This window comes from Pseudonocardia broussonetiae (assembly GCF_013155125.1).
In the GTDB taxonomy this organism is placed as follows: Bacteria; Actinomycetota; Actinomycetes; order Mycobacteriales; family Pseudonocardiaceae; genus Pseudonocardia; species Pseudonocardia broussonetiae.
This window is the reverse complement of the sequence record NZ_CP053564.1, coordinates 2,800,436-2,812,482: the sequence shown is the minus strand read 5'-3', so window position 1 is coordinate 2,812,482 and position 12,047 is coordinate 2,800,436. Positions and strand designations below refer to the sequence as shown.

The window sequence follows — 12,047 nt, the reverse complement described above, 5'->3', positions numbered from 1 at the left end:
TGCCAAGGTGACCCCCATGCCCGACAGGCACCTGAGCTCACACCACCTCAACAGGGCACTGCTGACCCGCCAGCACCTCCTCACCAGAACCCACCACGAACTCCGGAGAACGGTGGAAGACGTGGGAGGCCTGCAGACCCAGTACAGCCCGTCGGCCTACGTAGGTCTCTGGTCCCGCATGAGCATCTTCCAGAAGAACCACCTGACGGACGCCCTGGGAAGAGGGGAGATCATCCAGAGCTGGGTCATGCGCTGCACCATCCACATGGTCTCCGCCGACGACCACCCCCTCCTCACCGAAGCCGTCAGGGAGCACCGCAGGCAGCTCTGGACCCGCACCACGAAGGTCGACGCCGACATGGACGCCGTCGCGGACACCGTCCGGGAAGCGCTCCAGGAAGGCCCCAGGACCCAGGCCCAGCTCGTCGAGGCCATCACCGCAGCCGGCCACCCCAAGGAGGCCTTCTCCGGCGCCCAGCTCTGGGTCGACCTCGTCCGCGTCCCCCCGGCCGGCACCTGGGACCGCCCCCGCGCCCACGTCTACGGCCTGGCCGCACCCCTCATCGCCCCCGTCGACCGGGAGCGGGCCGAGGAGCACCTCGCCCGCCGCTACCTGGGCGGCTTCGGCCCCGCCACCCCCGGTGACCTCGCCCGCTACGCCGGCTGGACGATCACCTTCACGAAGGGCGTGCTCGCCCGCCTCACCCTCCGGACGTTCCGCGACCCCGACGGCGCCGTCCTCGTCGACCTCCCCGACGCCCCGCTCCCCGACCCCGACGTCCCCGCCCCGGTCCGGTTCCTCGGCACCTGGGACGCCGTGCTGCTCCTCGGCCACGCCGTCCGCGCGCAGCTGCTCCCGCCCGAGCACCGGCACCACGTGTTCCACACGCGCAAGCCGCAGTCGGCGCCCACGTTCCTCGTCGACGGCCGGGTCGCCGGGACCTGGCGCCGCACCGACGACCGGGTGGAGGTCACGCCGTTCGAGCCGCTGACGACCGCCGTGCGCGAGGAGGTCGAGGCAGAGGCCGAGCGGCTCGCGACGTTCCACGTCAGCGGTTGACGGAGATCAGCGGCTGAGCCACTCCCGAGCGTCCTCCACGCCGACCCACACGTGCGCCTCCCACCCGTGCACCCGGGCCGCCTCGACGTTCTCCGCCTTGTCGTCGAGGAACACCGCCTCCCCCGGCCCGAGCAGCGCCGACGCGCGGGCGAACAGCGCCGGGTCGGGCTTGCCCACGCCGAGGTCGCAGGAGAACACGAGCACGTCGAACGGCTCGCTCCACGCCGCCGCCCGCACCGCGGCGGCCAGCGGCACCGGGGCGTTCGACAGCAGCGCCAGCCGGTCGCCCGCCGCCGCCCGCTCCGCCACCAGCGCCGCCTGCTCGTCGGGCAGCACCGACCAGCGGTGGGCGTCGCGGCGCTCCAGCTCGGCCATCAGCTCCGCATCGGCGTCGCGGCCCCACGCCCGCAGCACGCCCGCCCAGTACTCCGACGACGCACCGCCCAGGTCGTAGGCGCCGCGCCCGGACCAGAACCCGGAGAGGAACTCGGCCTCCGGCAGCCCGAGCCCCTCGCCCACGACCGCGTGCAGGGAGAGCGTTGGCACCAGCACGTCACCGACGTCGAACACCACCGTGCGCGTCACGCCACCGCGGCCTTCCGCGGTGCCACCAGCAGCGACGTCCCGATCGCGAGCAGCGAGATCACGGCCGCCGTCAGGAACGCCACGCGCACGCCGGCGGCGTCGATCGCCCCGCCGGACGCCGACGCCAGCGTCATCACCGTGACGAACAGCGCCGTGCCCGCCGCCCCCGCCACCTGCTGCAGCGTCGTGATGATCGCGCTGCCGTGCGAGTAGAGCGACGTCGGCAGCGCGCTGAGCGCGTCGGTCATCAGCGGCGTGAGCATCACCGCGATGCCCGCGCTGAGCACGACGTGCGCGGCGACGACGGTCCACAGCGGCCCGCCGACGAGCGCGGTGAGCAGCCACAGCGCCGCGCTGAGCACCACCGCGCCGGGGATGACGAGCGGGCGGGCGCCGACGCGGTCGTAGGTGCGCCCGACGACCGGCCCGAGCAGCCCCATCACCAGCCCGCCGGGCAGCACGACCAGCCCCGTGACGAACGGGTCGGTGCCGAGCACCTCCTGCAGGTAGAGCGGCAGCAGGATCAGCGCGCCGAAGAGCGCCATCATGCTGAGCACGACGAGCACCACCGACACGACGAACGAGCGGTGGGCGAAGGGCCGCAGGTCGAGCAGGGCGCGGTCGTCGCGCTGCAGGCGCCGCTGCCGCGCCACGAACACGACCATCGCCACCGCCCCGACGACGACCGGGATCCACGGCGGCACCGCGGTCCCGCCGCGCGCGGCCTCGCCGATCGCGCTCAGGCCGTACACGAGCCCGCTGAACGCGATCGCGGAGATCAGCACCGACGGGACGTCGAGCGGGACCTTCCGCGTCTCCACCGGCACCTGCAGCAGCGACGCCCCCGCGACGAGCGCGACCAGCGCGATCGGCAGGACGATCCAGAACATCCAGCGCCAGTCGAGCGCGGAGAGGATCAGGCCCGAGATCGTCGGACCGACGGCCGGAGCCACCGCGATGACGATCGAGATCGTGCCCATCGTCGATCCGCGGCGCTCCGCGGGGATGAGCGTCATCACGGTCGTGAACAGCAGCGGCACCATCACCGCCGTGCCGACGGCCTGCACGATCCGGCCGGTCAGCAGCACCTCGAAGCCGGGCGCGAGGCCCGCGACCAGGGTGCCGAGGCTGAACAGCGTCATCGACGCGACGAACACCTGCCGCGGCGTGAACCGCTGCAGCAGGAACCCCGTGACCGGGATGACCACGGCCATCGTGAGCAGGAACCCGCTGGTCAGCCACTGCGCCGTGCTCGGGCTGATCCCCAGGTCGGTGATCAGCACGGGCAGGGCGACGCTCATGATCGTCTCGTTGAGGATCATGACGAAGGCGGACCCGACGAGCAGTCCGATCGCGAGACCCACGCGCGTGACCGGCGCCGCCGGCTTCTCGAGACCGACGTTCGTGCCGGACATTCTTCTTCCCCCCGGTTCCGGCGGCCGGACGGCGCCACCGTGATCCGAGCTTAGGCGGACCCGTCGCCCGGGCGCAGCCGCATTGCGGGAGGCACCTCCTGCGCCGCCACCCGCCCCCGCGACTCGACGTACGCCGCCACGAAGCCGATCACCAGCGCCAGGAGCACGCCGAGGTTGGCGTAGGCCCAGTCGCCCTCGCGCCCGCCGATCGGCCCGAGCAGGTAGCCCTGCCACGTCAGCCACTCGGCGCTCGCGTTCGTCACCAGCCCCCAGCCCAGCGCCGTCGCGACCGCGATGACCGCGATCGGGAACCACTGGACGTCGCCGTAGCGGCCCGACGGGCGGTAGAGGTCGTCCTCGGCGTAGTCGCCGCGGCGCAGCAGGATGTCGGCCAGCACGATCCCGCACCAGGCCGCGACCGGCACGCCGAGCGTGATGAGGAAGCCCTGGAACTGCACGAGGAAGTCGCCCGCCACGAACACGACGTAGACGGTGCCCAGCACCATGATCACGCCGTCGATCAGCGCGGCCGTCGGCCGCGTGACCTGGAGGCCGGTGGCCATCAGCGCGAGCCCCGACGAGTAGATGTCGAGCACCGCCCCGCCCACCAGGCCGAGCACCGCGACCAGCGCGAACGGCACCAGGAACCACGTCGGCAGCGCGGCGGCCAGGGCGCCGACCGGGTCGGAGGCGATGTTCTCGCTGAGCTCCGCCGACGAGCCGGCCAGCAGCAGCCCGAACAGCAGCAGGACCACCGGCCCGACGGACGCGCCGAACACCGTCCATCCGACGACCCCGCGGCTCGACGAGGAGCGCGGCAGGTACCGCGAGTAGTCGGCGGCGACGTTGACCCAGCCCAGCCCGAAGCCGGTCATGAGGAACACCACGGCCCCGACGACGGCGGCCGTGGAGCCCGAGGGCAGCGCGGTGACCGCGCCCAGGTCGATCGTGCCGGCGACCAGCACCAGGTAGACGACCGTCAGCACCGCCGCGACGACCGTGATCACCGACGACACCCGCATGATCACGTCGAACCCGAGCACCCCCGCGCCGACGACCAAGCCCGCCACCACGATCAGCGCGACGACGAGCGTGCCGGTGCCCCCGCCCGCTCCGAGGCGCTCGAACACCGTGGCCGTGGCGAGGGTGGCGGTGATCGTCAGGACGGTCTCCCAGCCGACGGTCAGCAGCCACGAGATCGCCGACGGCAGCCGGTTGCCGCGCACGCCGAACGCCGCCCGTGACAGCACCATCGTCGGCGCCGACCCGCGCTTGCCCGCGACCGCGACGAACCCGCACAGCAGGAACGAGAACAGCACCCCGAACACGCCCGCGATCGCGGCCTGCCAGAACGAGATGCCGAACGCGAGGGTGAAGGCGCCGTAGCTGATGCCGAGGACCGAGATGTTGGCGCTGAACCAGGGCCAGAACAGCTGGCGCGGGACGCCCTTGCGCTCGTCGTCGACGATGACGTTGATGCCGTTCTGCTCGACGGGCAGCGTGCGGCCGGTGGGCCGCGTCGCGTCCGCCGCGTGGCGAGGTGTGGCCACTGGCCCTCCTGGTACGCCGGGGCGTGTCGCGCACAACCTACGTCCCGGCCCGGTCCGCGTCGCGCCTTGATCCACCGTCCGGGTGAACCCGTTCAGGAACGGCCACAGCGGGTAACCGGACGGCATGGGGAGACACCGGCCCGCACCGGACCGCCGCCCGGTCACCCACCTCGTGGGCACCGGCCCCCGGACGGCCGGCAGGCCCGCAGTGATGGTGGCGGGCGGCCTGCTCGTGTGCGGTGCGGCCGTCGGGATCGGGATCGCGGTCGACGACGCCACCGAGCCCCGCGGCGTCCCCCTGCCCGGCGCGAGCGCAGTGCCGGAGCGGACGGCAGCGGAGCGGACGACGACCCCGAGCCGGACCAGCACCTCCGTGACGCCCGCCGCGACCTCCGCCGTCGCCGCACCCCCGCCGCACCACCGCCCGCCGCACCACGACCCGTCACCGCCGACGACGACGAGCAGCGGGAGGCGCCGGTGCAGGCGGTGGCCGCGCGGCCCGCCGAACCGCGGCCGGTTCGGGCGCCGGTGGCGCGGGAGCCGGAGCGGCCGCCCGCACCGGCCCCGGCGACCACCACCCCACCGCTCACGACCCCGACCACGACCACGCCGCCCACGACCCCGACCCCGCCACCCACGCCCACGCCGCCCGCGATCGCCGCAGCGCCCCCCGTACGACCCCACCGGCCACCACGCTCACCACACCTCCGACATCCGCCCCGACATCCACCCCGACGACGGCCCCCTCGTCCACCCGCCCCCGCCCCTACGCCCCGCCGGTGACGGCGACGACGGACGAGGAGGTCGAGGAGATCGAGGAGGCCGTGGCGGCGATCGACGAGGAGGTCGACGAGCGGGGCTTCGACGAGGAGGAGGCCGACGAGGACCGCGACCTGAGCGACGACCGCGACGACGACCGGGACGACCCGGACGACGACCGGGGCGAGGTGCGACTGCACAGCAGCCCCGCCGGCAGCCCCGCCCGCAGCCTCGACAGCAGCCCCGCCCGCAGCACGGACCCGACCGCCCTCACGACCTCCGGTACGCCGGCGCCCGGGACGGGCCGGGACGGGTGCGCCGCTCCAGCAGCGGGAGGGTCCGCCGCTCCACCACCGTCGACAGGATGACCACGCTCGTCGACCGGGCCACCGTGCCCGACCGGTTGAGCAGCAGCAGGGTCTCCTGCAGGTCCTCGTGCGACGCCGCACCGAGCCGGCACAGCACGTCCGACGCGCCGGTCGTGGCGTAGGCCTCCAGCACCGCGGGCAGGGCCGTGAGCTCGGCGGTGACGTCGTCGAGCGCCCCCTGCGCGATCTCCAGCGTCACGAAGGCCTGCACCGGGAACCCGGCCGCGGTGACGTCGACGTCGGGTCCGTAGCCGGTGACCACGCCGTCGCGCTCGAGGCGGTCGAGCCGCGACTGCACCGTGCCGCGGGCCACTCCGAGCGTGCGTGACAGCTCCAGCACCCCCGCGCGGGGGCTGTCGTGCAGCGCGCGGAGCAGGTCGACGTCGAGGGCGTCCAACATGGGCGGACTGTACAGCTGTACAGGGGTCCGAGGGGTTGATCTGTCCACTGCGAGCAGCTCGGAGAGGGGCTGTTGCGCAGTGCCCGTCCGAGGGGCTGTCATGGTGCCCATGAGCCTCGACGCGACCCTGACCAGCCAGGAACGCCTGGCGGAGCTCGACCTGGAGCAGCTGCGGCGGCTCGTCGGGCTCGTCGACCACGACCCGACCACCGACCCGTTCCCCGTGACCGGCTGGGACGCCGTCGTGTGGGCCGTCGGCAACGCCACGCAGGCAGCGCTGGTCTACCAGGCGGTGTGGGGCATGGAGCTGGTCGCCTACTCCGGCCCGGAGACCGGCAACCGCGACCACCACGCCTACGTCCTGCGGTCGGGCGCCGTGCGGTTCGTCGTCCAGGGCGGCGTCGACCCGGCCTCCGAGCTGCTCGACCACCACCGCCGCCACGGCGACGGCATCGTCGACATCGCGCTCGAGGTGCCCGACGTCGACCGCTGCGTCGCCCACGCCCGCAGCCAGGGGGCGACGGTGCTCGTGGAGCCGCACGACGTGTCCGACGAGCACGGCACCGTGCGCACCGCCGCCATCGCGGCCTACGGCGACACGCGCCACACGCTCGTCGACCGCTCCCGCTACACCGGCCCGTACCTGCCCGGCTACGTCGCCCGCACCGGTGTCACGGCCGGACCCCGCCTGTTCGAGGCGCTCGACCACGTCGTCGGCAACGTCGAGCTCGGCCGCATGGACGAGTGGGTGTCGTTCTACAACCGCGTCATGGGCTTCACGAACATGGCGGAGTTCGTCGGCGAGGACATCGCCACGGAGTACTCCGCGCTGATGAGCAAGGTCGTGGCCAGCGGCAACCACCGCGTGAAGTTCCCGCTCAACGAGCCGGCGATCGCGAAGAAGCGCTCGCAGATCGACGAGTACCTGGAGTTCTACGGCGGCCCCGGCGCGCAGCACCTCGCGCTGGCCACCAGCGACATCCTGGCGACGGTCGACGCGCTGCGCGCCCGCGGCGTCGAGTTCCTCGCCACCCCGGAATCCTACTACTCGGACCCGGAGCTGCGGGCCCGCATCGGCCACGTCCGCGTGCCGATCGAGGAGCTCGCGAGCCGCGGCATCCTGGTCGACCGCGACGAGGACGGCTACCTGCTGCAGATCTTCACCAGGCCCCTGGGCGACCGGCCGACGGTCTTCTTCGAGCTGATCGAGCGGCACGGCTCGCTGGGCTTCGGCGCGGGCAACTTCCAGGCGCTGTTCGAGGCGATCGAGCGCGAGCAGGCCCGCCGCGGCAACTTCTAGCGGCGGGACCCCGGTCCCGTTGTGAGACACCACGGGCGGCCGCGCTTCGCTAGGTTGCCGCCCATGGACGACGTACTGCCGATCCTGGAGAAGGTGCCGTTCCTCGTGGACGCCCAGCTCTGGGAGATCGCCTCCCGCTGCCGGATCTTCCGCTCGCGGGCCGACGGCGAGGACCAGACCGTGGAGCTGGAGCTGAGCCGGGACACCGCCGGGAGGTGGATGGTGGTGGCGCGCGACGACGAGCGCGACCTCACCGCGCAGGGCGTGCCCATGCCCGGCCTCAACGGCGCGATCAACATGGTGCCCTGGTACCTGCTCGACGACCCCGTCGCCGACTGACCCGCACGCCCCGCGAACGACAGGAGCCCGCCACCCCCGAGGGGGTGACGGGCTCCTGTGACGAGCTGTGGATCAGGCGACGACGCGCACGCCGGTGGCCTGGGGGCCCTTGGCGCCCTGGCCGACCTCGAACTCCACGCGCTGCCCCTCGTCGAGCGAGCGGAAGCCGCTCGCGTCGATCTCGGAGTAGTGCACGAAGACGTCAGCGCCGCCCCCGTCGACGGAGATGAAGCCGAAGCCCTTCTCCCCGTTGAACCACTTCACAGTTCCCTGCGCCATGCGATGAGCTCCTAGCAGATGGTGGTGGGGGCCGCACTGCGCAGCCACCCGGCCGACCGACCCTGACGAACGACCACCCGGGCCTCTGTGGACCGGACCGTCGTGCGCCAACTTGTTCCTGCGGGCGTGCATCACACGAACACCGAAACCGACGGACGAACACCGCAACCCTACACCTGTCGATCAGGTCGCGGAACCGGGTCACCGATCCGGGTCCGGACCGGCTCGACCGTGGGCGAACGCCGGGTCGACGGAGGTAGTGAGCAGTGGCAACGACCGCCTCCGCCCGATAGGTTCCGACACCGGAACGAGTGAACCGCCCGAACGGAGCCCGCCGCCGTGCCCACCCGCCGCACCTTCCTCGCCGCCGTCCCCGCGGCCGCCGCGACGCTCGTCCTGACCTCGTGCGGCGCCGCCGGCGCGACCTCGGCCCCGCCGGCGACGGGCACCCCCGCGGCGACGTCCCCTCCGCCCGCCGCGCCGGGCGCGCAGCAGAGCCCGATCGCGCTCGACACCGCCACGGCGCAGCCCGCGCCCGACCTCCCCGAGCTCGTCCTGGACTACCCGGGCGACGTCGAGGTCCGCGTCCGCTACGTCAGCCGCGACCCCGAGGACCCCACCGGCTGCACCACCCGCGGGCGCGAGGAGACCGTCGAGGCGGAGGTGCCCCCGGGCACGGCCGCGGTCCTGCTCGGCGACGTCCGGTACGAGCTCGTGCAGTTCCACTTCCACACCGCCTCCGAGCACACCCTCGACGGGCGGCGTTTCCCGGTGGAGCAGCACTTCGTGCACCGCGGCCCGGCCGGCGAGACGCTCGTGATCGGGCTGTTCCTCACCGACGACGGGCCGGGCGGCACGCTGCAGGACACCGTGCTCGGCGAGCTGCCCGACGAGTGCGGCGAGGAGGAGACCGTCGGCGGGCTCGACCTCGCGGGCGCCCTGCCCGCCGACCTGTCGACGCTGCGCTACCCCGGCTCGCTCACGACCCGGCCGAACACCGAGGGCGTGTCGTGGCTGGTGCTGCGGACGCCGGCCGCGGTGGCGGCGTCGACCGTGCAGGGGTTCCGGGAGCTGTTCCCCGAGGGCGACTCCCGCGACCTGCAGCCCCTCGGCGACCGGGTGGTGCGTCTGCGGGAGCAGTGAGAGGGCCTTCCCTGTTCCGAGTGGAGCAGTGGGGCGCCGTTCGTCGCACGCTGCGTCACGGTCGTCGTAGCGGGGCGCGTCCGAGAGAGCGGGACGGCCGGAGGTTGCCTAGGTTCGGTCCCGGGTCAGTGACGGCACGGTCACGAACTGGACACGGGACTCCCCACCCGACCGGCTCCCCCGAACCGGATGTCCAGCCGCGCCGTCGTCCCGGAAGGTTGGTCGTGGCTCGGCATCGCTCCCCCCGAGGCCGCCGCGCGCACGAGGGCAGTCCGTTCCCGGCACCGCGCCGGGCCACCGGAACCCCCTCCCTGCGCCGGACGGCGTCCGTCTCCACCCCCTCGCTCGCGCCCGCGTTCCCCGGGCCGCTCGCGTCCACCCCGGTGCGCCGGGGTGCCGCCGTCGTCGCCGTCGCCGGTGGCGCGCTGTCGCTGATGGGGGCCGCGGCCCCGGCGGCCGCGCCGCAGGTCGCCGACGTCGCGGCGCTCGCCCAGCTCCCCGCGCAGGACCTGCCCGCGCAGGGGGACGTCGCGGACGTGCTGCTCCGCTCGTCGGTCGAGCCCGTCGCGCCCGACCCCGACGTCCTCGACGACCCGTCGCCGCTCGTGAAGGCCGTGCAGATGGCCGAGGAGCGGCTCGTCCGGGCCGAGGAGGAGCGCGTCGCCGCCGAGGAGCGCGCCCGCGAGGAGGCCGAGGAGGCCGCCGCCGCGGCCGCCGAGGCCGAGCGTCGCGCCTCCGTCGGCGCCGACTGCGGCCTGGACACCGGCCAGCTCGGCGCCGTCCAGGACTACGTCCGCGAGGCCGCGGAGTTCCTGGGCTGCCTGTTCGGCGAGCCCACCATGCACGGGGTCGCAGGCCGCGCCGGCACGTCCGACCACCCGTCGGGCAAGGCCATCGACTTCATGGTCGACCGCGCCACCGGCGACCAGCTCGCCGCGTGCGCGCTGCGCAACCAGGACGCGCTGGGCATCAGCTACGTCATCTGGGAGCAGCGGATCAACCACGGGAGCGGCTGGGAGCCGATGGAGGACCGCGGCGGCGCCACGGCCAACCACTTCGACCACGTGCACATCTCGTTCGAGTCCGCGGGCGGCGGCGAGCTCACCGGGTGCTGAGCGCCACTCGTCGCGGTCCGCGACACGCCCACCTCACTTTCGGTGACAATTGACTCCGATCCGTGACCGATTCGCTATCGTTCCCGGCGGAAGAGCCCGCACGGCACCGGAGTCCCCGCTCCGGCCGGTCCCCGAACCGGACGCCCGACGGCCCGACGAAGAGGTAGACGTGTCCCGGCACCGCTCCCCCGCCGGCCGGCACGCGCACCCGCGGTCCGCTCCCCCGACCGCGATCCCCGGTGCGTGGCCGCGTCGCGCCGACGCGCCGCCCGCCCCTGCGCGGGACGGCGGTGGCGTCGCCCTGCTCGAACGGCCCGCCGCACTCGCGCACGACCCGCACGACCCGCACGCCGCGCACGCGTTCGCCGATCCCCGCGAGTTCGCCGCACCCCCGCGCGAGTTCGCCGCACCTCCCCGCGAGTTCGCCGCACCCCCGCGCGAGTTCGCCGCACCGCCGCGCGAGTTCGCCGATCCCGCCCGCCCCACGGCCCCCGCCGGTCGCCCGGCGGGCCCCCGCCACTCCGCCCCGGCCGTCCGCAACGGGCTGGTGGCCGCCGCGGCCACCGCCGGCCTGCTGTCGGTGGCCGCACCGCTCGTGCCGGCGCTGCCCGCCGCGGACCCCGCCGGCTCCACCACGCTCGCCCTGGCCGCCGAGGCCGAGGCCGCCGCCGACACGCCGGAGAGCGCGGCCCCCTCGCCGGTGCAGGCCTTGTCCGCGCCCGTCGACGGCCGGCTGCTCGCCGCCAGCATCCTCCCCGTCCCGGGGCAGACCGACGTGCTCCCGCCGCAGGCCGACGCCGAGTCGCTGCTCAAGGCGGCCGGGCTCGCCGACGCCGCCCGCGCGCTGGAGGAGCAGCGCCTGGCGCGCGAGGCCGCCGCGCAGTGCGACGTGCCCCTGCGCGGCCTCGGCTCCGTCAAGGGCTTCGTCCGCGACGCCGCCCGCTTCATCTCCTGCCTCTACGACCAGCCCGCGCTGATCGGCGTCGCCGGGCGCGCCCGCGTCTCCGACCACCCCCGCGGCCTGGCCATCGACTTCATGACCGACCGCGAGCGCGGCGACCGGATCGCCGACTGCGCCCTGGCCAACCAGGACGAGCTGGGCATCAGCTACGTGATCTGGCGCCAGCGCGTCAACTACGGCGACGGCTGGGAGCCGATGTCCGACCGCGGCGGCGCCACGGAGAACCACTACGACCACGTGCACGTGTCGTTCGAGCGCGGAGGCGGGTCGGGCGGCCCGCTCGCCGCCGCCTGCTCGTAGGCGCCCCTGCTCGTCGGCGCTCCTGCTCGCTCAGCTCCCGGGCGTCGCCTCGTGACCGGGGCGTCCCGCGGTGCGGCGGCGCTGCTTCATCTCGGCCTCGAGGACGTGGCGGCGCCCGTCCATCGTCTTCTCGCGGACGGTGCGCTCCAGCTCGCGCCAGGTCGCGTAGTAGCCGTCGTCGAACTCCTCGACGATCTGGAACGTCCAGCGCCCGGCGAGCACGTTGCGCCCGACGAGCTCGGTCTCGATGCGCTCGGCGAGGTCGGCGTGCCCCTCGGCGCGCAGGCCCTCGGTCACGTCGTCGAGCATGGCGTCGGCGCCGCCCATGAGCTGGTGGAACTCGTAGAGGGCGCCGCGGGCGCGCTCGATGCGCTCCAGCGCCTCGGAGAGCGCGCCGACCGCGGACACGAGGTCGTCGGAGGCGCCGGCGGGACGGGCGTGGTCGTCGTCGAGGGGTTCCACGGCCGACACGT

The 12,047-nt window shown here is 74.3% G+C and carries 13 protein-coding genes; 7 read left to right on the top strand and 6 right to left on the bottom strand.

The window, feature by feature from the left end:
* Positions 1–16 precede the first annotated feature (16 nt).
* The gene (locus HOP40_RS14095) at positions 17–1,060 is read left to right on the top strand and encodes a winged helix DNA-binding domain-containing protein (protein WP_172158576.1); all 1,044 of its coding nucleotides are present in this window, start codon (positions 17–19) and stop codon (positions 1,058–1,060) included.
* Positions 1,061–1,066: 6 nt separating this feature from the next.
* Here HOP40_RS14095 and HOP40_RS14090 read toward each other — a convergent pair whose 3' ends face one another.
* Genes HOP40_RS14090 through HOP40_RS14080 form a run of 3 tightly spaced genes read right to left on the bottom strand, consistent with a single transcriptional unit; the run spans position 1,067 to position 4,610 of the window.
* Entirely contained in the window at positions 1,067–1,645 is a 579-nt protein-coding gene (locus HOP40_RS14090) for an HAD-IA family hydrolase (protein ID WP_172158573.1), read from the bottom strand.
* Positions 1,642–3,060 carry a DHA2 family efflux MFS transporter permease subunit gene (locus HOP40_RS14085; RefSeq protein ID WP_172158571.1) on the bottom strand — a complete coding sequence of 473 codons (1,419 nt, stop codon included), beginning with the start codon at positions 3,058–3,060 and terminating at the stop codon, positions 1,642–1,644. The genes HOP40_RS14090 and HOP40_RS14085 overlap by 4 nt, the downstream gene beginning before the upstream one ends.
* A gap of 50 nt (positions 3,061–3,110) precedes the next feature.
* Entirely contained in the window at positions 3,111–4,610 is a 1,500-nt protein-coding gene (locus HOP40_RS14080) for a purine-cytosine permease family protein (protein WP_240157667.1), read from the bottom strand.
* A 779-nt stretch (positions 4,611–5,389) separates the two neighbouring features.
* On the opposite strand from HOP40_RS14080, the gene HOP40_RS14075 reads away from it, so the two are divergent.
* Positions 5,390–5,737 (top strand): hypothetical protein, encoded by a 348-nt coding sequence (locus HOP40_RS14075; protein ID WP_172158566.1) that lies wholly within the window; start codon positions 5,390–5,392, stop codon positions 5,735–5,737.
* Here the strand turns inward: HOP40_RS14075 and HOP40_RS14070 are convergent.
* Positions 5,640–6,137 (bottom strand): Lrp/AsnC family transcriptional regulator, encoded by a 498-nt coding sequence (locus tag HOP40_RS14070; protein ID WP_172158564.1) that lies wholly within the window; start codon positions 6,135–6,137, stop codon positions 5,640–5,642. The genes HOP40_RS14075 and HOP40_RS14070 overlap by 98 nt on opposite strands.
* 109 nt (positions 6,138–6,246) lie before the next feature.
* Between HOP40_RS14070 and hppD the strand changes: the two genes are divergently transcribed.
* Positions 6,247–7,437: a 4-hydroxyphenylpyruvate dioxygenase gene (hppD, locus tag HOP40_RS14065; RefSeq protein WP_172158561.1), complete on the top strand. Its 1,191-nt coding sequence runs from the start codon at positions 6,247–6,249 to the stop codon at positions 7,435–7,437.
* Between the two features lie 63 nt (positions 7,438–7,500).
* Positions 7,501–7,776 carry a hypothetical protein gene (locus HOP40_RS14060; protein WP_172158558.1) on the top strand — a complete coding sequence of 92 codons (276 nt, stop codon included), beginning with the start codon at positions 7,501–7,503 and terminating at the stop codon, positions 7,774–7,776.
* Positions 7,777–7,848: 72 nt separating this feature from the next.
* Here HOP40_RS14060 and HOP40_RS14055 read toward each other — a convergent pair whose 3' ends face one another.
* On the bottom strand, positions 7,849–8,055 hold the full coding sequence (locus HOP40_RS14055) for a cold-shock protein (RefSeq protein ID WP_172158556.1): 207 nt from the start codon (positions 8,053–8,055) through the stop codon (positions 7,849–7,851).
* 339 nt (positions 8,056–8,394) lie between these two features.
* On the opposite strand from HOP40_RS14055, the gene HOP40_RS14050 reads away from it, so the two are divergent.
* From HOP40_RS14050 to HOP40_RS14040, 3 genes are all read left to right on the top strand, one after another.
* Positions 8,395–9,198 carry a carbonic anhydrase family protein gene (locus HOP40_RS14050; RefSeq protein WP_172158553.1) on the top strand — a complete coding sequence of 268 codons (804 nt, stop codon included), beginning with the start codon at positions 8,395–8,397 and terminating at the stop codon, positions 9,196–9,198.
* 383 nt (positions 9,199–9,581) lie between these two features.
* Complete coding sequence (locus tag HOP40_RS14045; protein WP_172158551.1) at positions 9,582–10,313, top strand: VldE C-terminal domain-containing protein; 732 nt, start codon at positions 9,582–9,584, stop codon at positions 10,311–10,313.
* 169 nt (positions 10,314–10,482) lie between these two features.
* Positions 10,483–11,574 carry a VldE C-terminal domain-containing protein gene (locus HOP40_RS14040; RefSeq protein WP_172158549.1) on the top strand — a complete coding sequence of 364 codons (1,092 nt, stop codon included), beginning with the start codon at positions 10,483–10,485 and terminating at the stop codon, positions 11,572–11,574.
* Positions 11,575–11,604: 30 nt separating this feature from the next.
* Here HOP40_RS14040 and HOP40_RS14035 read toward each other — a convergent pair whose 3' ends face one another.
* Positions 11,605–12,036 carry a hypothetical protein gene (locus HOP40_RS14035; RefSeq protein ID WP_205347194.1) on the bottom strand — a complete coding sequence of 144 codons (432 nt, stop codon included), beginning with the start codon at positions 12,034–12,036 and terminating at the stop codon, positions 11,605–11,607.
* Positions 12,037–12,047: the final 11 nt, after the last annotated feature.

Excerpts from the sequence above, each read along its gene's own strand:
- HOP40_RS14055 (WP_172158556.1), bottom strand. The coding sequence starts at position 8,055 with ATGGCGCAGGGAACTGTGAAGTGGTTCAACGGGGAGAAGGGCTTCGGC.
- HOP40_RS14060 (WP_172158558.1), top strand. The coding sequence starts at position 7,501 with ATGGACGACGTACTGCCGATCCTGGAGAAGGTGCCGTTCCTCGTGGAC.
- HOP40_RS14095 (WP_172158576.1), top strand. The coding sequence starts at position 17 with ATGCCCGACAGGCACCTGAGCTCACACCACCTCAACAGGGCACTGCTG.
- hppD (WP_172158561.1), top strand. The coding sequence starts at position 6,247 with ATGAGCCTCGACGCGACCCTGACCAGCCAGGAACGCCTGGCGGAGCTC.
- HOP40_RS14070 (WP_172158564.1), bottom strand. The coding sequence starts at position 6,137 with ATGTTGGACGCCCTCGACGTCGACCTGCTCCGCGCGCTGCACGACAGC.
- HOP40_RS14085 (WP_172158571.1), bottom strand. The coding sequence starts at position 3,060 with ATGTCCGGCACGAACGTCGGTCTCGAGAAGCCGGCGGCGCCGGTCACG.